The organism is Streptomyces hirsutus, assembly GCF_001418415.1.
In the GTDB taxonomy this organism is placed as follows: domain Bacteria; phylum Actinomycetota; class Actinomycetes; order Streptomycetales; family Streptomycetaceae; genus Streptomyces; species Streptomyces hirsutus.
The window spans coordinates 1-22,203 of record NZ_LIQT01000146.1; the positions used below are offsets into that span (position 1 = coordinate 1).

The 22,203-nt window shown below is 73.3% G+C and carries 14 protein-coding genes; 2 read left to right on the forward strand and 12 right to left on the reverse strand.

What is annotated here, in order from left to right:
- Nucleotides 1-96 precede the first annotated feature (96 nt).
- The 11 genes from AOK11_RS11665 to AOK11_RS11715 all read right to left on the reverse strand — a co-directional run bounded on the left by AOK11_RS11665 (nt 97) and on the right by AOK11_RS11715 (nt 17,554).
- The gene (locus tag AOK11_RS11665) at nt 97-2,052 is read right to left on the reverse strand and encodes a TOMM precursor leader peptide-binding protein (protein ID WP_055593606.1); all 1,956 of its coding nucleotides are present in this window, start codon (nt 2,050-2,052) and stop codon (nt 97-99) included.
- A complete protein-coding gene (locus AOK11_RS11670) occupies nt 2,049-2,804 on the reverse strand; it encodes an ABC transporter permease (RefSeq protein WP_055593607.1) in 756 nt (251 codons plus the stop codon). Before AOK11_RS11670 ends, AOK11_RS11665 begins: the two co-directional genes overlap by 4 nt.
- On the reverse strand, nt 2,801-3,763 hold the full coding sequence (locus AOK11_RS11675; RefSeq protein WP_055593608.1) for an ABC transporter ATP-binding protein: 963 nt from the start codon (nt 3,761-3,763) through the stop codon (nt 2,801-2,803). The genes AOK11_RS11670 and AOK11_RS11675 overlap by 4 nt, the downstream gene beginning before the upstream one ends.
- A 46-nt stretch (nt 3,764-3,809) precedes the next feature.
- Nucleotides 3,810-4,982: a metalloprotease gene (locus AOK11_RS11680; protein ID WP_055593609.1), complete on the reverse strand. Its 1,173-nt coding sequence runs from the start codon at nt 4,980-4,982 to the stop codon at nt 3,810-3,812.
- Nucleotides 4,979-6,109 (reverse strand): lantibiotic dehydratase C-terminal domain-containing protein, encoded by a 1,131-nt coding sequence (locus AOK11_RS11685; RefSeq protein ID WP_055593610.1) that lies wholly within the window; start codon nt 6,107-6,109, stop codon nt 4,979-4,981. Before AOK11_RS11685 ends, AOK11_RS11680 begins: the two co-directional genes overlap by 4 nt.
- Nucleotides 6,097-8,922: a lantibiotic dehydratase gene (locus tag AOK11_RS11690; protein ID WP_420902981.1), complete on the reverse strand. Its 2,826-nt coding sequence runs from the start codon at nt 8,920-8,922 to the stop codon at nt 6,097-6,099. The genes AOK11_RS11685 and AOK11_RS11690 overlap by 13 nt, the downstream gene beginning before the upstream one ends.
- Nucleotides 8,923-8,935: 13 nt before the next feature.
- Entirely contained in the window at nt 8,936-10,570 is a 1,635-nt protein-coding gene (locus tag AOK11_RS11695; protein WP_055593624.1) for a nitroreductase family protein, read from the reverse strand.
- A 90-nt stretch (nt 10,571-10,660) separates the two neighbouring features.
- Nucleotides 10,661-12,595, reverse strand: coding sequence for a TOMM precursor leader peptide-binding protein (locus AOK11_RS11700; RefSeq protein ID WP_055593625.1), 1,935 nt, complete (start codon nt 12,593-12,595; stop codon nt 10,661-10,663).
- Nucleotides 12,585-14,840: a TOMM precursor leader peptide-binding protein gene (locus AOK11_RS11705; RefSeq protein WP_055593612.1), complete on the reverse strand. Its 2,256-nt coding sequence runs from the start codon at nt 14,838-14,840 to the stop codon at nt 12,585-12,587. The genes AOK11_RS11700 and AOK11_RS11705 overlap by 11 nt, the downstream gene beginning before the upstream one ends.
- 127 nt (nt 14,841-14,967) lie before the next feature.
- On the reverse strand, nt 14,968-16,818 hold the full coding sequence (locus AOK11_RS11710) for an AfsR/SARP family transcriptional regulator (protein WP_055593613.1): 1,851 nt from the start codon (nt 16,816-16,818) through the stop codon (nt 14,968-14,970).
- 565 nt (nt 16,819-17,383) lie between these two features.
- On the reverse strand, nt 17,384-17,554 hold the full coding sequence (locus AOK11_RS11715; protein WP_031128743.1) for a thiazolylpeptide-type bacteriocin: 171 nt from the start codon (nt 17,552-17,554) through the stop codon (nt 17,384-17,386).
- Between the two features lie 655 nt (nt 17,555-18,209).
- On the opposite strand from AOK11_RS11715, the gene AOK11_RS46395 reads away from it, so the two are divergent.
- Nucleotides 18,210-18,341 carry a hypothetical protein gene (locus AOK11_RS46395; RefSeq protein WP_338058920.1) on the forward strand — a complete coding sequence of 44 codons (132 nt, stop codon included), beginning with the start codon at nt 18,210-18,212 and terminating at the stop codon, nt 18,339-18,341.
- Nucleotides 18,342-18,847: 506 nt separating this feature from the next.
- Here the strand turns inward: AOK11_RS46395 and AOK11_RS42750 are convergent.
- Nucleotides 18,848-18,997 (reverse strand): hypothetical protein, encoded by a 150-nt coding sequence (locus tag AOK11_RS42750; RefSeq protein WP_157869328.1) that lies wholly within the window; start codon nt 18,995-18,997, stop codon nt 18,848-18,850.
- Nucleotides 18,998-19,161: 164 nt separating this feature from the next.
- On the opposite strand from AOK11_RS42750, the gene AOK11_RS11720 reads away from it, so the two are divergent.
- Nucleotides 19,162-21,945: a glycosyl hydrolase gene (locus AOK11_RS11720; protein ID WP_055593614.1), complete on the forward strand. Its 2,784-nt coding sequence runs from the start codon at nt 19,162-19,164 to the stop codon at nt 21,943-21,945.
- Nucleotides 21,946-22,203: the final 258 nt, after the last annotated feature.

The window sequence follows — 22,203 nt, forward strand, 5'->3', positions numbered from 1 at the left end:
GGGGAGGGGTGGGACGGCGGGTTCATCGGCCGACTCCGCAAGGACGGCCGGGTCCCCGCCGCGCCGCAGCGGGGACCCGGAAGAGGACGGATGGATTCAGGGGAAGGGGTGCGGGGCCCGCACGACGTCCGCGTCGGTCAGGTCGCTGTCCCGGTGCCCGCCGCGGCGCAGCGCCGTCCGCAGCCGGGGCATGAGCAGGGCCCGCTGCCGGTTCCAGCCGAAGTCGATCGGCAACAGCCCCGGCACCACGGTGGCGACAGTGCGCAGCCCCGCCCGCTCCTGCTCCGGCGAGGTCTGGTCGACGACGATCACGTCGTGGCCCGCCGCGACCAGTTCGTCCCGCACCACCGCGACGTCGTCCCGCAGGTCGCCGGTGCGCGGCCGGCCGTGGCGCTCCCAGTCGCCGTACACATCGTCGAAGGGACGGGCCGGGGACGGCTCCAGATAGGCCCGCGCGTACGCGGACATCCGGGGCAGCCCGTACAGCTGGGGGTGGTCCTTCAGATGACGCACCAGGAAGAAGTCGTCCGCCATGGACTCCAGCTCGTCCCGGCGCTCGGCGGTCTGCCGGGACAGGTGCGGGATGTAGCTCAGCACCTCCGACAGGGCCCCCTCGACCGCGGACCTCGGGTCCAGGGAGGCCGCCGCGGCGAAGGACAGGGTGCCCGGCCCGCCGTCCCGGCGGACGCCGACCACGGTGACGGCCGGGATCGCCAGGTCGATCCGGTTGTCGAAGACGTGGACGTCGTAGCCCTGCAGGGCGGCCCGCTCGGCCATCGCGACGGCCGTGGGACTGCCCACCGTGGTCAGGTCGACACGGGGCAGCCGGGCGGCGCCGTACCAGCCGTTCAGGAAGGAGTCCCGCTCGACGAGTTCGAGCAGACCGCCCAGAACGGCCTCCTCCAGGCAGCCGCCGATGGCGCAGCCGTTGGAGCACTCGAAGACGAAGTTGTCCCCGGCCAGCGGCGCGCTGTAGTAGACCAGCCGCGACGGCACCAGCACCGGACGGTCGTCCCGCAGCGACCAGCCCCACTCCCAGGGGATGGGGCGGCCCGGGTCGAAGGGGGCGGTCAGCGGGTCGTCCCGGTAGGTCTCCGGGCTGTACAGCCCGCACACCTCGGGGTCGACCGCGTCGGCCCGCAACTCCTCGTAGGAGCCGACGACCGGCGCGCGGCCCCCGCGCCGGTGGGTGCCCGCGTACCGTTCCAGGCCCTCCAGGAACGCCAGGCGGCGGCTGGTGGCGAAGGAGTTCTCCTGCCCGCTCCAGGTGACGTCGTGCAGTCCCGCATAGCCCCGGACGAAGGCACTGCCGGCCACCGGGGCGGTGGTCGACGAGGTGACGTCGGTCCAGGTGCCGGCTCCCAGGGCGCCACAGACCGGGTTGGCCAGGGCGTCGGTGGGCAGCGGGTAGGAGAAGGCCGAGCGCAGCCGGTAGGTGTCCGGGTCCGGCTTGGGACGCGGGGCGAGGGTGAGCGGCTCGGCGCCGGCCGTCGCCGGGGCGTGGTGGCCGCAGTCCGGGCAGAGCGGGTCGGCGAGCAGCGGGTACGTCCGGATCGTCAGGTTCGCCAGGTCCAGCCGGGTCACCTGCGGCAGGGCGCGGTCCGCCGGATGCTCCGCCGGGGGCGCCGGGAGCGGCCCGCGCAGCAGTGCCTCGCACAGCGCGGTCACGGTGTCCCGGACGTGGCCGGTGAGAACCGGCCAGGCCCCGGCAGGGCGGGGCCCGTCGGGACCGGCGGTCTCCAGGGCGTTGCGTTCGCTGCGGCTGCGCAGTCGCTGCCAGCGCAGGGCCAGGCAGCGGCCGCAGGCGGGAGCGGTCCCGTCGCCGCCCCACGGGCCGAGCAGCACCGCCGAGGCGGTGACGTGGACCAGCGCGGTGGGGCGGTCCGCGGCCCAGGGGTCACGCTCCCGGGCGTGGGGGCCGCCCGCGCCGACGGCGCCCACCGGGACCACCCGGGGGGCGCCGTCGGCGCCGAAGTGGCCGTCCAGGGCTGCCTGCAGGGCATCGCGGGCCCGTGTCATCGGGTGCGCGAGCGGCAGGGTCGCGGTGCTCATGAGGACTTCGTCCAGCGGAAGGTGCGGGCCGCGACGGCACCGAAGACCACGGCGAACGCGACGAGCCCGAGGGAACCCCAGCCGATGTCCGACAGATCGCCGCGGCCGGTCAGCGCGGCCGACACCCCGTCGTTGAGGTAGCGCAGCGGCAGGACCATCGAGACCTTCTGCAGCCAGTCCGGCATGGCGTCCAGCGGGAAGAACGAACCGGACAGGAACGCCATGGGCAGCATCAGGAAGTTGGCGATGCCGGCCACCGACTCCGGGGTGTCGGCGATGCTGCCGATGATCACGCCGAGCAGCAGGAACGTGGTGATGCCGAGGATCAGGACGGGGATCAGCAGCGGCCACCGGGAGTCGGGCACCAGGTCGAAGCCCGGAAGCATCGCCACCCCGACGAACAGCACGGACTGCACCAGGCCCACGCCCAGGGCGAGCACGTACCGGGAACCGATGACGGCGGTCAGCGGGGCGGGGGACAGCCGGATCATGCGCAGGATGTCGTCCGAGCGCCACTGCATCAGCGTGAACCCGATGCCGAAGACGGCGGCGTTGGCGACACCCCAGGAGAGCACCCCGGCGGCCGTGTAGGACAGGTAGGAGAAGCCGCTCTCCTCGACGCTGCGACCGCGGAAGACGAGACCGAAGACGACGAGGAAGATCAGCGGGAAGGCGAAGGTGAAGAAGACGGTCGTCTTGTCCCGGACCTGGGCGCGGTAGCCCGCCGCGGTCAGCGCGGAGTAGGCGCTCATGACTGCTCCTGGTTGTTCGATGCGAGGGGGGACTGCGGCCGGGCGGTGAGCTCGAGGTAGACGTCCTCGAGGCTGGGAGTGCGGGTCTGCACGCCGTCCAGGCCGGTGAGGGGGTCGAGGGCGGCGAGAACCCGGCCGGTGGCGCGGGTCTGCAGGACGAGGTGCCCGCCCTGTACGGCGACGTCCTCCACGCCCGGCAGGCCGGCGGCCTGCTCCTCGTCGATCCGGCCGAGCGGGACCAGCAGCCGGCTGGTGGCGCCGGAGTTCCCGATCAGGTTCTGCGGTTCGTCGGTGACGACGAGCCGGCCGTCCACCAGGATGCCCACCCGGTCGCAGAGCGCTTCCGCCTCGTCCAGGTGGTGGGTGGTGTAGACGATGGTCCGGCCCGCCGCCTTCAGCCCGCGCAGCACCTCCCACAGGTCGCGCCGGCCCTCCGTGTCCAGCGCGGCGGTCGGCTCGTCGAGGAAGATCAGTTCGGGGCCGTGGACCAGCGCGGAGGCGATGGCGAGCCGCTGCCGCTGGCCCCCGGAGAGGTCGTCGACCCGGACGTCGTGCTTGTCGCCCAGGCCCACGGCCTCCAGGGTGCGGTCGACGGCCGCACGGTCGGTGCCGAACAGCGCCGCGACGGTGCGCAGGTGCTCGTGCACGGTCTGCCGCACGAAGAAGGCCGAGGACTGGGTCTGCACGCCCATGCGCGGCAGCAGGCCGGTGTTGCGCGGCCAGGTCGGCTCGCCGAACACCGTGACCGAGCCGGAGTCGGCCCGGCGCAGCCCTTCCATGATCTCCACCAGGGTGGACTTGCCCGCCCCGTTGGGGCCCAGCAGCCCGAAGAACTCACCGCGCCGGATGTCCAGGGAGACCCCGTCGACCGCCCGCCGACTGCCGTAGTTCTTGGTCACGTTGTCGACCACGACGGCCGGTTGGGCTCCGTGGTCCGTGGTGGGGGAGGGGGAGCTCATACGGGTACCTCATTCATGAGTTGCGTGTTCTTTCGGGGTCGGAGCGTCATCGGAGGAACAGCCACACGACGGCGGCGCAGGTGCCGGCCGCCGCGACGAGCACCAGGGCGGCCGCCGTGACGGCGTAGGAGACGTACAGGCGGCGGGCGCGCGGCGGGTAGGCGGCGGCGGCGTCCCGCCCGCGGCGGCGCAGGGTCAGGTACGCGCCGGTCTCCGGGGCGAGGTTGGCGGCGCCCAGCAGGTGGCCGAGCATGCGGTAGCCGTCCAGCGGGGGCAGCGGGACCAGATTGCTCAGCGCCTGCACGATGCCGACGAAGAGCATCCCGGTCAGCACCGGGCGGGCGGGGTCGGCCGGGTCCAGGAGCGCCCACCACAGGGCGAAGGGCAGCAGGAGCGTCAGGTTGACGTAGGCGCCCGCGGCGGCGACCACCAGTTTCGCCCGCAGGCCGGGCAGGAACAGGTAGTTGTCGACCGTGCAGTACATCATCATGGCCGGGAACCGCCAGCGCAGCCCGATCTCGGACACCACGCCGCCGTAGTGCCGGGCGGCGACGCCGTGGGCGAGTTCGTGCAGGCAGATGCTGAACCAGAGGAAGACCGCGAACGGGACCAGCGCCAAGGGGTTGGTGAGCAGCTGCCACGTCCCGTCGAGGAACGCCCCCGCGTCCCGGAGGACGGCGGCGGTCATCACCACGACGGCCGCGGCCACCGGCAGCTGCGCCCAGGACCGCAGCACCGGCCGCAGCAGCCGGTGCAGGCGCCCCGTCGTCGCGTGGGCATCGGCGACGGTCCGCCGGGTGCCCGCCCAGAAGGTGCCGGTACGGGCCGGGCCGGCCTCCGGCGGCGCGGGCTCCGGGGAGCCGTCGAGCAGACCCCGGGTGCCCAGCAGACCCAGGAGCCGCGTCCACTGCTCCTCCGGCAGCCTGCGCCGGAAGCGTTCCGCGTACGCGGCCACCACGTCGTCGACGTTCCGTGTCCCGTCGAGCAGGCCGATGACGAAATGCTCGCGCGGGCCCACCTCGAACGCGGCGCCGCTGACCGGGTGCTTGATCAGGTGGACGGTGCGCGGGCCGCGCAGCAGCGCCGGACTGATCAGCACACCCTCCCGCAGAGCGGGCCGGTAGGCCCGGGCGGCGGCGGCCCGGTCCGCGGCCGGGTCCTCGCCGGAGGCCCGGCCGGACCGGCCGGCGGCAGCGCCGGCGTGGTCGATGGTGCTCATGAGGCCGCCTGCCGTCCCTCGGCCGGTTCCCGCAGCACCCGGCCCAGGACGAAGGCCAGGTACGCCTCGTCCCGGATGGTCACGTGCAGCCGGTTGTTCGTCATGTGCATGTAGGGGGAGAGGAGGCGGGGCAGCACCGCCGGGGCATGCGTGACCGTCACCAGGGGGGCCGCGTCGGGGTCCTCGGCGCGTGCCTGGCCGGCGTCCTCACGGGCCGGACCGTCCCAGGCCGGGAAGGCGAGTTCGCCGCGCGCGGTGAGGTCCACCACCCGCTCGCGCAGCTCCAGGCAGTGCTCGGCCCAGCGGCGCAGGAACGCCGGCAGCCGGGACAGGTCACCGCTCGCCACCGTCTGCCGCACCTGGGCGAAACGGGCACCGAGGGCGGGTGCCTCCCGCTCGTAGGTGCGCTCGTACTCGCTGGACCCGATGAAACCGGTGCCGGGGAACAGCCGGTGCCAGAAGTCGTAGTAGGAGTCGAGGTAGTCCGCGAGCCGCTCCTCCTCGGGCAGGAAGCAGCCGGCCATCACCATCATCAGCTGCGCCGAGGTGCCCAGCAGCACCGTCCGCAGGTGCAGGTTCATGCTCCGGTACGCCTCCAGCACGAGGTCGCTGGAGTGCCGGAAGTGCCATTCGGCGAGCTCCACGCCGGCCGGGCCGCCGTACTTGGCGTACTCGGGGGCGTAGACCTCGTAGGAGAACGAGTTGTTCGGTCTGAGGTTCATCCGGCCGTCCGGGCCCATGTACGCGGCGCGGTCCTCACCGGGGAACTCGATGTCGAACAGGGAGTTGTAGAAGTCCTTCAGGAAGCCCGAGTCGACCTCGTACAGGGCGGGACGGGTCTTCAGGAAGCCGCTGATCGCCTCCTCGGCACGGCGGCGCACCTCGGCCTCGGCCTCCGGACCGCTCGGCCGCAGCCGCAGCCGGACGTGCGGGCCCTCCAGCCAGTAGTTGATGAAGAAGTAGCCCGACAGCAGCCCCTCCTCGGTGAGCTGCTCCACCAGCGGCCGGACGCACTTCACCAGCAGCGGCTGGGGATTGGCCGCGTAGAAGACGTGCAGCGCCAGCCACGGGGAGGGGGCGGCGTCCGGGGCGGGCCGGAAGGCCGCGGGTTCGGTCAGTTCGGACATGAGGGCGCGACCTCCTGGTCGGACTGCGGCAGCTGACGGGTGGTGAAGGTCTCCACGGCGAGTTCGGCGACGTGCCGGCCGCGCCGGGAAGTGAGGTGGAGGCCGTCCTCGGCGGGAAGCATCTCCCGGAAGGCCACCCGGGTACCGGGCTTCCGCTCCACCAGGGCGTCGAACGTGGCCAGGCACAGCGGGCTGTCGAAGTCGACGTAGACGGGCTTGGCCCCGATGGGGCCCTGGCCGGGGTGGGAGACCGTGGCGAAGCAGCGGTCCGGGAGGCCGTGGGCGCGCTGCCAGCGCCGGTACTCCAGGTAGTGCTCCTCCTCGCCCGAGCCCTGGGCGCGGACCGGCAGGACCTCGGCGTCCGCGGTCCAGGTGCGCCGGCCGACCACCACGTCCCCGTGTGTGACCCGGGGCCTGCGGGTGACCCCGCCGACCGCCTCGCTCTCGGGCACCCCCGACCAGACGTCGAAGGGCGCCATGGTGCTGGGGGAGAGGAGCAGCAGGCTGCGCGGGATCTCCGGGAGCGCGATCGGCACGAGGTAGCCGAGGTACACCGGCACGACCTCCCGGCCGAGGCGGCGGGAGCGGAGCACCAGTCGGCCGGCCGCCTCGTCGTGGACGACGTAGAGGTCGTCCAGGTGGATGCGGTCCTCCTCGGGCACGGTGCTGGTCTCGCCGGGGCACACTACCTGATAGTCGGTCAGCCGTCCGTGCAGGTTGAGGTTGCTGGTGACCGGACCGCCGGTGACCTCCGCCAGCACGGCGCCGTCCGGGCAACGCGCCGCCATCTCCGCGCGCAGCGCGTCGCGGAATCCGGGGGCGGCCGGGTCGCCGTCCGGGGCGGTGCCGTCGTAGAGGTGGGTGAACCGGCTGAAGGGGAAGGCCAGTCCGCCGTACGACTTGTTGAGCACCACCAGGGGTCGGCCGCCCTCGGGCCGGGACAGCTGCAGGTGGTGGCTCTGCGGGGTGAAGTGGCCGGTGATCCCGTCGAGTTCGGCCGCGGTCTCGGACAGCAGCGCGGCGGGGAGCTCGATCTCCTCGGCGTCGCGTTCCGCGTCGTCCCGCCACAGGGAGCACATCCCCGCGTGGAAGTGGCGGCGGGCCCGGTCGAGCGACTTCATCTCGCTCTGCCCGAGCCAGTTCTCCTCGGGCACATAGGCACCCTGGTCGTCGAACGAGACCCGCTTGGAGGTGAAGGAGATGTACTGGTCGAAGAAGTCCTCGTGGAAGTCGTGGACCAGGCCGAGCAGGTCGTCGCACCGGCCGCCGCGCCCGTAACGGGCGATGAAGAAGCCCATGAGGGTGATGCGCTGCGGCAGCGTCAGGTCGAACAGCGGCAGGACGCCCTCGACGGCGCGCAGGGCCCGGCCGGTGTCCCCGCCGAGCACGGCGGACGCGCACTCCGACACGTCACCGGTGTCCACGTCCTCGTACACCAGGGTCTGCGGGAGCGCCGGTTCGGCCGCCCCCAGTTCCCGCTGGGCGTCGAGGAGCCCCGTCCGCAGGGCGCCCGACAGAGCACGGCGTTCGTCGACACCGGCCCCGGGGTAGCGGGCGAGGCAGTCGGCCGGGCCGTCCAGCAGGCCGGTCAGCCGGTCGGCCCAGGCGGCGCCCAGTGAGCTCAGTGCCTCCTGGTAGGAGCGCAGCGGATCGCGGTCGTGCACGTCCGCGCGGAGCACCGGCACCTGCACCATGCCGAGGTCCAGCAGGGCCGACGCGTACCGCTCGCACGCCTCGCGTCCCGCGTCGTGCTCGCTCTCCAGCCAGGTCACCAGGTCCCGGTGGCGCACCGAGTCAGGGTGTCCGCCGAGCCACTCCAGCAGCCGCTCCAGGGTTCCGCTGCTGCGCAGGAAGAACAGCCGGTCGCGGACCGCGTCGAACGTGACCGCGGCGCTGTCGTCGCCCGCGGCCAGCACGTGGCGCACATAGCGGATGCGGTCGGCGTCGCGTCCCCATCCCGGCGAGAGGACCACCGGCAGGTCCTGACGGCGTTCCGGGTCGGACCTGATCAGTTCGGTGAGCCGGGCCAGGGCCACCACGTTGAGCCGTACGTGGCTCACCCAGTCCTCGCCGGTGTGCAGCGCCGCCCCGTCGTCCGCGGGGCCGTCGGTGAAGGTGCCCAGGCCGATGCCGGTGAAGGTGCTGAACGGACTGGTCTTGCAGGCCGTGCGGTACAGGTAGGTCAGCGCGGACCGCTCGATCTTGCGCAGGCGGTTGCCCGGCCGCGGGCTCGTGTCGCGCAGGTAGGTGTCCAGCCGCCCGTCGAGGGCGGGCGAGGCGAGGAGCAGACCGAGGCGCAACCGGTCGTCGGCCAGTACCTCGCGCAACGCGCGGCGGTTCTGCCGCAGTTCACCGGCGAGCAGATCGGCGCCGCCGGCCCGGAGCACCTCCAGGCGGGCTCGGTCGCGCAGCCACTCCTCGGTGAGCCGGCCGGTCTCCGGGTCCCGTTCCGCCACCAGGCGGACGGCGGCCGTGGGGTCGGCCGGCAGCCGGTTGTTGAAGATCTGCCGCCGCAGGTTGATCAGACCGCGGCGGGCGGCCGCGTCACCCGGGTCCTCCTCGGGGCCGGTGGTCGACTTGACCAGGGTGTGCAGCAGGTCGCTCAGCGCCGCACCGGCGGCCGTCAGGCGTTCCTCCTCGTCCAGCACGGTGTCGGCCCAGCGGCGGGTGCCGGGGCAACGCAGGCCGTGCACGGTCTCGACGGGCAGGCCCGCGGCGCGCAGCACGAAGCGCCGGCCGAGTTCCCAGTGGGCGTCGGTGGCGGGCTCCGGGAGGGTGTCCGGGGTGCCGGACTCTATCGGGGTCATGAGCATTCCTTCGCGGCCGTCAGGCGATCTCGTGGCGGAAGTCGGCGGGCCCGGGCCGTTCGTGACCGAGGGCCATGATGAGCAGGGGGGCCTCGTCGCCGTCCGTCAGGCCGAGCCGCTCGACGAAGGAGACGTTGTCGAAACCGAGCGCCACACCGGCGCCCAGGTCCAGGGCGGACGCCGCCAGGTAGAAGCTCTGCGCGACGGCGCCGGCGGTGCCGACGGCCAGCCGGTAGCCGCGGTCGCCGACGGCGTCCAGCACGGCGCTGGTCCGCACGGTGGGTACGAGCACCACCCCGGCCTGCTCCAGGTTGTAGTTGGCCAGGAAGTAGTTCTCCTGGAGGAAGGAACCCTGCGGGCCGGCGGCCACCAGCCGCAGGTCGCCGCGTTCGGCGTCGTAGACGTACGCGCCCTGCTCCACGCCCTCGACGTGGTTGACGAAGGCGTACATCCGGGCCAGCCGGACCTCGCCGGCCGGGTCGGTGTCGCCCGCCAGCCGGGTCCCGGCGCAGGCCGCCAGCACCGCCGACAGATGCTCCCCGGCCACCCGGCGCCGGGCGTCGAACCGGCCGAAGCTGGAGCGCCGGTCGCGCAGGGTGCGGCGCAGGCCGGTGCCGGGGAAGGCCGGAGCGGGCAGCTCCACCCGGTCGCCGCCGGCGTCGGCGGGCAGGGCCGCGGCGGCCGCCAGCGCCCCGGGGACGGGCCGGTCGGTGGCGCCGGCCAGGGTCGCGGAGTGCATCTCGCGCAGCGCGGTGAAGTCCAGCAGGGTGCGGGAGCGTTCGACGTCCCGGTGGCGGACGGAGGGCCGGTGGGCCGGGTCGGTGCGCGGGGCGTCGTCGAGGGCCGGGGCCCGTGAGGACGCCGGTGCGTCCCAGCGCAGCGGCACGACCGCGAACACGGTCTCCTCCCCGCCCTCCACCCCGAGCAGTTCGTTGAGCCGGGACTCGTCGAACCACATGACGGGGGCGAGGCGCAGCCCCCGGGCGGCGGCCCAGATCCGCCAGGTGTGCACCAGGGTGCCGACGTCGGTGGAGACCACGTGGAAGGAGAAGCTGTTGTACTTGAAGGAGTTCTGCCAGTACTTGACGCCGAGGATCAGGTACTGGTCGGTGTCGAGGGCCTCGGCGGGCGCGTCCGGGCCCAGCGCCCGGCGGACCCGGTCGGTGACGTCGCCGGCCAGCAGCCGCTGCAGGGCGTGCCGGTGGATGTCGTAGTAGTGCAGGCCGGGGGCGAGGGGACCGGAGGCACCGGACGCCCAGTGGATGCTCACCGGGTACAGGCCCCCGCCGCCCGCGGTGCCGCGCGACCAGTTGGCGTGCGTGTAGAACGGCAGACCGGGCAGGTCGGTGTTGGCCTGGATGCCCAGGCGGCGCCCGGTCAGCCCGTAGGAGTCCTGGAGCATCGCCGACAGCAGCGGCAGACTGAAGCCGCGGGCGGCGTCGCCGTCCCGCACCGGGACCGCGCCGGGCAGCAGACCCGGCGCGACCGGGACGTCGGCGAGGTCCTCGGTGGCGGGCAGCGCGAACGCCTCGGCGTGCGGGTAGTACTTGCCCTTGCGCGGACCGTCGTCCCAGTTCACGACATGGTCGGTGGGCTCCATCGGGACGCGCCCGCGGTGCAGGATGGCGTGCGCGTATTCATGGGCGTACCCCACGGGATCCCCCTTTCCTCGGTTCTTCCTCGGTTCGTCGGGTTCGTCGGGTTCGTCGGCGTTCACGGTTCACGCGCCGGGGCGGTCGGTCGCTCATGGGAACGGATGCGGGCCGGGGTTGAGACCGGCCTCGGTCAGGTCGTCCGCACGCAGCCCCGCCTCACGCAGCGCGGTGCGCATGCGCGGCATGTGCCGGGCCCGCTGCCTGCTCCAGCCGAAGTCGAGCGGCAGCAGTCCGGGCACCAGAACCTTCACGGTGTACAGCCCGAGGGCGTGCTGCTCGGGCGTGGTCTGGTCGACGACGACGACGTCGAACCCGGCGGACGTCACGGACTCCACGGCGGCGAGCAGGTCGTCCCGCACGTCCGGGCCGGAGCCGTCGGCGCGGCTCCAGGCCAGGTCGGCCACGCTCGAGGGCCGCGCGGGCGCGGACTGCCGCAGCAGGAAGTCGGCGTGACGGCCCATCTCCGGCACCGCGTAGACCAGCGGGTGGTCGTGCAGGCTGGTGATCTTCTCGTGGTCGGCGGCCATGGCGAGGTACCCGGCCGCGTTGCGCTCGAAGCGGTGCAGCAGCTGCACCGAGTCGGTGGCGATCTCGCACAGAGCGGCGGCGAGCGCGGCCTCCGGGTCGAGGGAGGCCCCGGCCCCGAAGCACATCCGGGCGGGCCCCCCGTCGAACCGCTCGGCGACCCCGGTGACCACGGGAACCGGGAAGGTGATCCGGGTGTCGAAGAACCGGGCCCGGTACCCGTACATGGCCATGCGGTCGACCATGAACCGGGTGCGCGGGTCGGCGCTGGTCGACGGGTCGATCTCGCGCAGCGGCTGCATCCCGTGCCAGGCGAGCAGGAAGGCGTCCCGCTCCAGGGCCTCCATCAGGCCGCTGAGCACGGCCTCCTCCAGACTGCCCCCGGAGGCGCAGCCGTTGGAGCTCTCCTGCACGAAGCGGTGCTCGATGCCCGGCTTGTGGTAGAAGGCCAGGATCTCCGGTACGGGGCGCGGCCGTCCGTTCCGCAGCGACCAGCCCCACACCCAGGGGATCGCCCGGTCCGGTGCGAACGGAGGCACCCAGGGGTTCGCCCGGTGGAAGTCGTCCGTGTACAGGCCGGTCTCGCGCGGGTCGACGGCGTCCGGACCGAGGTCGTCCAGGGCGGCGGTCAGGGTGACGGCGCGGCCCCGGGCGCGCATCCCGGCGAAGCGTTCCAGGCCCTCCAGCACGCCGATGCGGGTGCTGTCGTGGTACGTGTCGGCGTGCCCGCCCCAGAACGTCTCCCGCAGGTAGTCGCCGGAGCGACTGGAGAAGCAGCCCACCGTGGCCGAGGTGGTCGGCGAGGTGACGTCGCACACCACCGACGGGCCGATCGCCCCCCAGTGCGGGTTGGCGAACGCGTCCACCCGCAGGCCGTAGTCGTCCAGCGGGCGGACCCGGCCGACGCCCGGCCGGTACTTCGGCGCGGGCCGCAGGCTCAGGGCCGCCGACTCGGCCGTCACCGGTTCAGGGGTGCCGCAGCGGGGGCAGTCCGGCTCGGGCACCAAGGGGTGATGACGGGTCGTCAGGTCCTCGAGGTCCATCAGCCAGACGTCGGGGAACGGCGCGTCCCGGTCAGGGCCGGCCGCGGCGAGCCGGGCGATCAGCGTGGCGACCGCCTGCACGGCGAACGGCACCGGATAGGGCCAGGGGCCCGCCTCCCGGGTGCCGCCGCGCAGTTCCAGGCCCTCCCGCAGACCGACCGAGCGCACCCCCTGCCAGCGGCGCCGCAGGCACACGGCGCAACCCGCCCGCCCCTCGGCGGGCCAGGGGCCGATCACCGCCTGCCGGCCGTACAGGTGCACGGGCAGGACGTCGTCCGGGAGGTCTCCGGTGCCGGCGAAGGCGTCCCGCACGCCGAGCGCGCCGACCCCGATGCCGGGGACCGGCCGTCCGGGTACGGCGGGCAGGTCGCGCAGGGCCCGGCGGAGGCCCTCCGCGAAGCGGCGGCACGCGTCCTCGCGCGGCTGGGCGGCGGCCTCGGTCAGGTCAGCGGTCATCGCCGGCCGCCCCGGTGAGCAGAACACGGACGGTGTGGATCCCGGCGGCGGGCAGGTCGGCCGCGTGCGTGGGCACGACGAGGGCGTCCCGTCCGGCCGAGGCCAGCCGCTCCAGGACGTCCGCCCACGTCACCGGCGGCCGGCTCGCCGACGGCTCCTCCTCGGCCGCGGGGACCGTGACCGGGATCAGGGCCGCGTCCAGATCGGCCAGCAGCGGATCGCCCGGATCGGGCGTGCCCAGCACCCCCTCGGCGGTGAGCTGCACCGTACCGATCAGGTCGCGGAGGGCGTCGCCGGCCGCCGCCGCCCGGTCCAGGGCGGCGCCGACGGCCCACCGCACCGGCTCGCCCGGCTCCGCGGGACGTGTGCGGGCCAGCACCACGGACACCCCGGTGCGGTCCGCCTCCCCGAGGTCGAGGAGTTCGGTCTCCAGGCCCAGATGTCCGGCGGAACGCAGCAGGAAGGTTCCCTCGGGGTCGTCGGCCAGCAGCGCCGGGGAGAGGGCCGCGGTCCGTCCGGTGCCGCGCACGGCCCGCTGCAGCGCGTCGTGGGCGAGCGCCGACAGCAGTCCGGCCGCCGCGGCGGCGGGCAGCCCGTCGCCCGCGCCGGCCCCGGCGCGCGTCGGCTCGAACCGGCGGTCCTGGTTGTCCGGTCCGAACGGCCGCACGGCACCGGCCGGTACCAGGATCTGCTCCTTGGTCAGCAGGGACGTGGCCGGGATCCAGGCGGCGACCGGATCACCCCCGGCGCCGGTCGCCGTGGAGAGCGTCTCCGGCCGCACCCGCGCGGCCTCCGCGCCGTCCGCGAGGGACGCGCCGCCCGGTGTGGGGAGGGCGGGGACCACGTGCTCCGCGTAGACCCCGGCCGCGGCGTCGAGAGCCCGCAGGCGGGCGCCCGCGGTGTGCTGGACGTCGAACGCGACGACGGTCCGGGTCCCGGCCGCGCCCAGGCCGACCTCCACCCCGCCGACCTTCAGCGGGGTCTGGGTGACCGGCTCGTCCGCGTACCGGGTGAAGACCCCGACGGACGGCCGGATCGCGAGCGACCGGCGGGCCAGTTCGGCCAGCGGGCCCTCGGTCGCGCCGTCGTCCGGTGCGGCGGCGACGACCGGCTCGAAGGCGGGCCGCGCGGGGGCCGAAGTCAGGTCGACAGGTTCGGGCGCGGCGGGCCGGGTCCGGCAGTACGGGCAGCGCGGGTGGGGCAGCAGCCGCTCCGCGAGGACGTCGAAGGAGGCCATGTCCTGGAGCAGCACCTGGCCCCGGGTCTCGGCCGGCAGGGCCTGGGTGACCAGCCGGAACACCTCGTAGCCGAGCAGGTTGCCGAGCATCGCCGCCAGGGGGCCGCGCGGCCCGGGGGCCGGAGTGGTTCCCAGGGCCAGCCCGCTCCACAGGCCGGCCGCCACCGCCGGGTCCCCGGTCGCGCCGAGCCGCAGTGCCGCGCAGGCGAGACAGCCTTCCGTGTCCGGTGCGCTGACCGGTCCGACCACCGCCCGGCCGCCGAACGTCCAGGCGGGCAGCAGCGTGCGGCCCTCGGGCACGCCCTGGCCGAGCAGGGCGACCGCGGTCCGGAACGCGTCGCGGCCCGCGGCGGCGACCACCACGTCAAACCCCTCGTACGCGTCCCAGCCGGCCGGGCCGGCCGCGGGCAGCACCGCCACCTCGGCCGGGGCCCCCTGCGCGGTGAGCTCCGCCGCCTCCTCCCGGAGCCGGCCGAACTCCGCGGCGGTGGCGGGGCCTTCGGCCAGGGCGGCCTCCACGGCGACGTGCGCGCAGCCGTTGCGGATCAGGGACAGCGCGCACCAGCGCGCGACCGGGCCGTCACCGAGCACCGCGACGCGGGTGCCGCGGAACGCGGCGAACCTGTCCCCGGCGTCGTCGGCGTAGTGGTCGATGTAGGCGATCTGCGGCGCGAAGTGTGCGGTGACCTCCGCGTCCGGGGACGTGCCGGGTCCGTGTCCGGCGTCCGGCACGGGCCGGGCGAAGCCGCGGGCGTAGAGCGCCTTGACCAGGCCGCCGACCATCGCCTTCTGCGGGTCGGGGAAACCCGCGCAGATCTCCGCCACGGTCCGGCTCCCGTCCAGGTGCGGGACGAGGAGAGTGGCGAACCGGTAGGCGGACGGGGAGCTGAGCTGGAAGCCGCCGTCGGCGTTGTGGAAGATCACGCCGGTGGGCGTCTCGGTGAACAGCACGTCGCGGCGCACCCTGGGCCGGGTGTCCGCGGTCTCCTCGTAGGGCGTCGTGGGCATGCGGGGGTCGCACCTCCGGGTCGGGGCCTGTCGGCCGCGGGGGATCTGAAGGAGTGGGTGGGAGCGGGGCGTTGGGGCGTGGGACGGCCGGGCCGGCCGCGTCCCCGTCGTGGTGGTGCCGGCGCCGTCAGGTGGCTCCGGACGGCAGCGCGAGCCGGGCCGGAGCGACGACGGCTTGAGGGAGGTCGTCCGTCGGGGCCGCCCGGTGCAGCGCGTGCACACGGAACAGGCTGTTCATGCGCAGGGTTCCTGGCTGTTCCTCGTCGAGGAGTCCGGTGTCGAGGAGCCGTTCGAGCAGTTCCTCGGCGTGGGTCTCGGGCACGCGGAGCGCGGTGGCCGCGTCCGGTGCGGTGAGCTGCCCGTTGAGACGGGCCAGCCGCAGGTGCGCGTCGGCCAGCGGTCCGGGCAGCCGGTCCAGGGCCTCGTCGAGTGTCAGGGGCACCGACATCCGGGGGTCGTCGGGCAGCGCCAGCCGGGCCGGCAGGTCCCGGCACAGCCACGCGGCGTAGTCCGCCAGGCGCAGCTTGGGCCGGGTCAGCAGCCGGGCGGCGGCGATCCGCAGCGCGAGCGGAACATGCCCGCACAGGTCCGTGAGAGTACGCGCGTGAGCGGCCTCCGCCGCGACCCGCTCCCGCCCCAGGACGGCGGTGAGCAGGGCCATCGACTCCTGCGGTGTCAGCGCGCCCAGTTGCAGTACCGCCGGGCCGTGCGTGGCGACCAGGGCGGCCAGCCGCATGCGGCTCGTGACGACGAGGGCACCGCAGCCGGGCACGTCGAGCAGGCCCCTCACCTGGTCCGGGTGCACGACGTCGTCGAGCACCACCAGGCACGACCCGCGGGGGGCGCCGGCGGGGAGCACGGCGCGCAGTTCGGCCGCAGCCTCGCCGGCGGGCCGCGGCGTGCCGTCGGGCCGGGCCAGCGGCAGCAGCACGCCGCCCGCCGGGTAGCGGTCGGCCACCAGCCGCGCGGCGTGCAGCGCCAGCGCGGTCTTGCCCATGCCGGGCCCTCCGGAGATGACCGCGATCACCGGAGCGGTGTCGGTCCGCCCGTCGCCCCGGCCACCGCCGTTCAGGTGGTCCACGAGGTCGGCGGTCTCACGGGAGCGTCCGGTGAAGCCGGGGACACGGGGCAGCCGGGGGCGCGGCGAGGGGTCCGGCCCCGGGGACGGGTGGTCGTTGCCGGACGGGACCGCTCCGGCCGCGGCGCCGTGCCCGCCGCGCTCCGCCGGGGCGAGGGCCGCGCCGGGGAGTTCCTCGCCGCGCAGAATGGCCAGTTCCAGGTTCTGCAGTGCCGCGCCCGGGTCGACGCCGAGTTCGTCCCGCAGGTGCGTCCTGATCCTCCGGTACTCGGCGAGCGCCTCGTTCTGCCGTCCGGCACCGTAGAGCGCCCGCATCAGCTGGGCGGAGAGCCCTTCGTGCTGGGGGTGGGTCCGGGTGGCCTCCCACAGGTCCACCAGGACCTCGCGACACCGTCCGCGGGCCAGTTGTATTTCACAGAGGCGTTCCAGGACGCGCAGGCGTTCCTCGACCAGCCGGGGCACCTCGTCGCGGTGCAGGAGGTCGGAGGGGACATTGGCCAGAAGCGGTCCCCGCCACAGGCCGAGTGCCGTGCGCAGCAAGGGGAGTTCGGACTCTCCGGCGCCGGCTGCCTCCGACACCAGACGGCGGAAGTGCAGCAGGTCCAGGGTGTCACCGTCGGCCGGAAGGCGGTACCCCCCGGCGACCGCGACCACCGCCTGCTCCTCGATGTCGTACTTGGCGAAGAGACGGCGCAGCCGCAGGACGCAGCTCTGCAGGGCCGCCTTCGCCGTCGCCGGTTGCCTCTCCCCCCAGACGGCCTGGCGCAGCCGCTCCGTGGGGACCACCTCGCCGGGCCGGACCAGCAGCGCCGCCAGCAGCGATGTCGGCTTGGCCGGTGGAAGGACGACCACCTCACGCCCGTCGGTAATGCTGAGCGGGCCGAGCAACTGAAAACGCACCTGGTCCCCCCGTTGACCCTCGCACTTCTGCGGATCCGGATCGCTACCCCCTCCGGGGTGGCGGTGCCATGCCGTCGAAGCGGGTCCTGTCCGAGCGGTGGCTCATTCGGGACACCTGCTTTTTCGCCGACACGGGCAGTACGGCGCAGATTGTGAAGTCGTAGTGCACGTATGCCTTCGGTCTTGCGGCAGTGGTGAGTGTCTACTGGCGTAGAACGTGGGTCAAGGGGTGGTTGTGAAATGCCTGAGAGGCAACTTTCAGTCACTGACGCTTCGTCAAATACGTTCCGGCAGAGCATATTTACTGGTAAATGGCTTGTCTTTGGGTGGCGGGCCGTGGACTTACCGGCGGTACGGCCAGGGAGGCGAGCGCGCTCGATCCACCGGATTCTCCGAACCTTTTCACGGTGTTCACTTTCACCCCGGCCTGCTCTCCGGCCCGCGGCCGGGACATGCCTCGTTGGGCGTCGTCGTGACCGGTCCCGGGCATGCCGAGCGCCCGGTCGGCGCCCTCCTCCGTGAAGGAGGCGGGCGCCGACCGGGCGTTGCCGCGCCGGACGCTGGGTCAGGCGGAGCAGGAGGTGGTGCTGCAGGTGGAGCTGGAGGTCGAGGTGGAGCTGGTGCTGGTGCAGCCGGCCAGCACGACCTCGCTGGCGTCCGAGTAGTCGGAGATCTCGAAGGTCTCGGCCTCGAGCTCGAGGATCTCGTCGGCGAGGGTGCTCAGGTCCTTGTTCATGGTGTCTCCCCAGGAGTCGGGGCGGACCACCGTGTCCGGTGGTGGCCGCAGGCGGTTACAGGACCAGTCCAGCGGTCCCCGCTCACCGTTCGGCATGTCTTCCGCTGTCATTCCGCTGGCACGCCGCGCCAGCGTCGGCGGTAGCACCGGCGCCGGCGGCCCCGGGCCCCGGCGGGCCGAGAGGCGGGACGTTCGTGGATCCGGTGCCCGGCGCGGTCACCCGAAGAGGTCAGGTCCTGCTCGATGGTGCCTTCCAGCCCGCCGCGCACGCCGCTCTGACGGCCACTGCCGAGCGCACGGGACGGCCGCTGCCTCTGTTCGTACAGGGGTCTGTTCACCGGGCGGGCCCCGGCCCGGTGTGCCGTCGAGGAGGCCGACCGCCTCGACCGGGCAGTGCGGCACCTGCTCTCCGACACCACCCCTTCCCCTCTCCTCGCCGCCCTCGGACGCACCCTCACCCACTCCCCGAGCCACGCCGTGCTGAACCCCACCGACGAACAGCAGGCCGCGGCCGACGCCTTCCACGCCGGCAGGCGCCTGGCTCCGCGAGCCGGAGCAGGCACCGGAAAACCACCACCCCGGCCCAGATGGCCCGCGTCCCCCGCTGTCCTGCCTGGCAAAGCGGACAAGTTCCGGCATCGCCAAAGCCGTTTGCATGGGAGAACGCGACCTGTCCCAGAAAACCCTCTCCCACGCCATCCTGTGGACCGTGGCCTGCTTCTGCCGCACCACCGACGCCACGATCACCCGCCACCACGTCCCGCGCCCGCGCGGCTGGAAGCCATGAGTCAGCACACCGAACTCGCGGCTCACAGCATGCCGTTCGCCCGCAAAGCCCGGGCCGACCTGCAGCGCCCGACGAGGACGGCGCCGACCGGGGTTGAGTGCGGTGATGGTGGCCTTGTGAACGTCGTTGTCGTTGACCGGCTTGGCCGGTGACGAGGAGGGTGACGGAGGCGACGAGCGAGAGCGGCCAGAGGGCCGGGGTATACCGGCCCCGTGGAGGCTCGCGCCTGCGCAGTGAGAGTGCCACGTTCAGAGCGTGAAGCCGGGCGGGCGTCGGCCGGGGCCCGCAGGTATCGAGGTCCACAGCCACAGCCACAGGAACAGGTGCGGCGCCACCTCACCTGGGTTTGCAAGGGGAAAGAACGCCTCGGCCGGGGCGTGGTCGGACTGCGCTCACGGGCCGGTTCGTGAAGCAGTCGACGGCGCCTTGAGCCGCTGGAGGAGACGATGGCGGCGAATGCCGTGTCCCCCCATCACCTCCCGTACGGTGTCCAGCAGTTCGGTATGCTAACGGGCCGTCAACGGCTTGTCGTTGCCGAGCCAGGTGATGATCCGCACGAACCGGGTGCGCGAGGTAGGGGTGGCCGGCCGACGGCCGACCTGCTGCAACAGACCGGCCGCGCCCTCGTACGCCACCTCCTGGCCACGCCGCCGCACCGCCGCACGCTCACACCGTCAAGACGCGAAGGCATAACGGATTTGGGCTCGGTCCCCACTACCCACTGTGTTCAATGTATTGACACGTGCATTACAGGGGCTTTACGTTCCGGCCATCTGAGAGCGCTCTCAGACCCCCCTCCTGTGATGACTTGAGGTGCCGCATGCCATCCCCCCGCACCAGGCCGGCAGCAATACTGCTTCTGGCCTCAGCCCTCGCCGTCGTCGGCCTGGGCCCGGCCGCCGCACCGGCGGCCGCCGCCACCGTCCCCGTAGGCTCCGGCAGCTACTCCGACACCCGGCCCCCCGGTACGTCGGGCCCCACCACCAACACAGGAACGCCGGTCACGCCCAAGCTGACCGCCGCCGCCCGGAACCGGCCCGTGCCCACCAACGACTGGTGGTCCTCCCTCGCCTTCCAGCGCTACGGCGACAACCCGTACTCGACCCCCATGTACGGACACCCCCTCACCTACCAGGCCACGGCCGGCGGACTCGACGTCGGCTACCCGACGACCCCCGCGATCGTCGGTGACGGCCGCCAGTACGAGTACGCCCACAAGCGCGACCTCACCATCGGGCTCACCGGCCTCAACTCGCCCGACACCAAGGCCGACGACTGGTCCGACTGGACGGTCACCCCCCAGTGGTCCGACGGCGCCCGCACCCTGCGCACCACCATCGGCCACGGCTCCCCGTTCGTGTACGCCAAGGGCTCCGGCGGCAACGCCCAGATCACCACCGCCGGCGCGCCCACCGTCTTCGCCGACCAGGGCAACGTCCTCGGCATCACCGTCGCCGGACATCACTACGCCCTCTTCGCGCCGACCGGCAGCGACTGGAACATCGCCGGCTCCACCGTCACCGCGGGCCTCGGCTCCAAGGACTACTTCTCCGTCGCCGTGCTGCCGTCCACCGGCGCCCTGGCGACCTTCAAGAAGTACGCCTACAGCTTCGTCACCGACTCCAAGGCCACCTGGAACTACACCGGTGGCACCGTCAAGGCCACCTACACGCTCACCACCGAGGCGAAGGAAGGAACCGAGCGCGGCACGCTCCAGGCGCTCTACCGCCACCAGTGGCTGAACACCACGGACCCCCTCACCTCCTACACCTACGTCTCACCGCGCGGCACCATGAAGGTCCGCGAGTCGGCCTCCTTCACCACGAGCCAGAAGGCGTCCGCGGTGCTGCCCGCGCTGCCCAAGTCGAACGGCGTGGACACCGCCCGACTGCGCGGTTACCTGAACGAGGTCGTGAACGCCGCCGACCCCTTCTCCGGAGCCTCCGACACCTACTGGACCGGCAAGGCCCTCGGCCGCCTCGCCCAGCTCGTCCCGATGGCCGACCAGATCGGCGAGACCGGCATCCGCGACAGGCTCCTCGGCCTGATGAAGGGCAAGCTCCAGGACTGGTTCACGGCGGGAGGCGCGAACGAGTTCAGCTACGACAAGGACTGGAAGACGCTCACCGGCTACCCCGCCTCCTACGGCAGCGACACCGAGCTCAACGACCATCACTTCCACTACAGCTACTACGTCTACGCGGCGGCGATCGTCGCCCAGTACGACCAGGGATGGGCCGCCGACTCCGCCTGGGGCGGCATGGTCAAGACCCTCGTACGGGACACCGCCAACCCCAGCCGCACCGACACCGCCTTCCCCTTCCTGCGCGGCTTCGACGTCTACGCGGGTCACAGCTGGGCCTCCGGCCATCAGGGTTTCGCCGCCGGCAACAACCAGGAGTCCTCCTCCGAGTCCACCAACCTCAGTGCGGCCCTCGTCCTGTGGGGCTCCGCGACCGGTGACACCTCGCTGCGTGACCTCGGTACCTTTCTGCTGACCACCGAGTCGGAGTCGATCGCCCAGTACTGGTTCGACGCCGACGAGCAGGTCTTCCCGTCCTCGTTCGGCCACGACACGGCCGGCATGGTGTGGGGCAGCGGCGCCGCCTACGCCACCTGGTGGACCGCCAACCCCGAGGAGATCCACGGCATCAACGTCCTGCCCGTGACCGGCGGATCGCTCCACCTCGGCGGTGAGAAGGCCGCGATCCGGCGCAACATCGCCGAGATGGAGCGGGAGAACGGCGGCCCGGCCGTCGAATGGCGCGACATCCTCTGGGAGTTCCAGTCCTTGGCCGACCCGGGCGCGGCCAAGGCGAAATGGGACGCGGGCCACGCCGGCTACACCCCGGAGCAGGGGGAGTCGAAGGCGCACACCTACCACTGGATCAACACCCTCGACACCCTCGGCGCCCCGGACGCCACCGTGACCGGTGACATCCCCACCTCCGCCGTCTTCACCAAGGGAACGACCCGGACCTACGCGGCCCACAACCACGGATCGACGGCCCGCACCGTCACCTTCTCCGACGGCAAGACCCTCTCCGTGCCGGCCCGTTCCACCGCGAGCGGCACCGGGACCGGATCGGGGGACCCCGACCCCGACCCCGACCCGGAACCGCCGACCGGCAACACCTTCCAGCTGCGCAGCGGTGGCGCCCTGACCACGGCGACCGGCGGCACCGCGGGCAGCGACACCATCGCCTCCGGCGGCGGCGCCAACCACGACGGCACCCCGTATCAGCCCCTCGCCTACGAGGTCCGCGGCGTCAACGGCACCCTCGCCCCGGGCGCCCAGACCGCCTTCCGGCTCCAGGTGGACGCGGGCAGCACGGTCGGACTCGGCCAGCAGGCCCGGATCAGCTACGACTTCACCGGCGACGGCACCTTCGACCGGACCGAGACGTACCACTACTTCGCGACCGACCCGGTCACCGGCTGGGAGGAGTACACGCAGGCACGCGGTCTCAAGGCGTCCACGGGCACACCGCGCAATCTGGACGGCGGCACCGTACGCCTCGAGGTGTGGAGTGCCATCGGCAACGGCACCTCGAAGCTCCAGACGGGCACGGACAAGTCCGTGCTGGTGATCCCTTACAGCTGAACCGGTGAAAAACCGGCGGCGGGCATCGGCGTCAGGCCGGTGCCCGCCGCACCGGCATGGTGGGCGACCGACGACGGCATTTCCGGGCTGTCCGCCGCCCGACCGGGCCCAGCGGGGCCGGCGGCATCGTGGCGCCTACATGCCCAACGCGCGGAAGAGGCGCCCCCCAGCTCTGACGTGGGAGACCATTTCGGCAGCCCTGGGTGAGCGACGCCCGGGTTCTCACACCATTGGCTGTCAGATCGTATGCGGCCCCGA

Bases quoted from the DNA above. Each gene is read 5' to 3' on its own strand.
- AOK11_RS11665 (WP_055593606.1), bottom strand. From the start codon at position 2,052: ATGAGCACCGCGACCCTGCCGCTCGCGCACCCGATGACACGGGCCCGC.
- AOK11_RS11670 (WP_055593607.1), bottom strand. From the start codon at position 2,804: ATGAGCGCCTACTCCGCGCTGACCGCGGCGGGCTACCGCGCCCAGGTC.
- AOK11_RS11675 (WP_055593608.1), bottom strand. From the start codon at position 3,763: ATGAGCTCCCCCTCCCCCACCACGGACCACGGAGCCCAACCGGCCGTC.
- AOK11_RS11680 (WP_055593609.1), bottom strand. From the start codon at position 4,982: ATGAGCACCATCGACCACGCCGGCGCTGCCGCCGGCCGGTCCGGCCGG.
- AOK11_RS11685 (WP_055593610.1), bottom strand. From the start codon at position 6,109: ATGTCCGAACTGACCGAACCCGCGGCCTTCCGGCCCGCCCCGGACGCC.
- AOK11_RS11690 (WP_420902981.1), bottom strand. From the start codon at position 8,922: ATGCTCATGACCCCGATAGAGTCCGGCACCCCGGACACCCTCCCGGAG.
- AOK11_RS11700 (WP_055593625.1), bottom strand. From the start codon at position 12,595: ATGACCGCTGACCTGACCGAGGCCGCCGCCCAGCCGCGCGAGGACGCG.
- AOK11_RS11705 (WP_055593612.1), bottom strand. From the start codon at position 14,840: ATGCCCACGACGCCCTACGAGGAGACCGCGGACACCCGGCCCAGGGTG.
- AOK11_RS11715 (WP_031128743.1), bottom strand. From the start codon at position 17,554: ATGAACAAGGACCTGAGCACCCTCGCCGACGAGATCCTCGAGCTCGAG.
- AOK11_RS46395 (WP_338058920.1), top strand. From the start codon at position 18,210: ATGGGAGAACGCGACCTGTCCCAGAAAACCCTCTCCCACGCCATCCTG.
- AOK11_RS11720 (WP_055593614.1), top strand. From the start codon at position 19,162: ATGCCATCCCCCCGCACCAGGCCGGCAGCAATACTGCTTCTGGCCTCA.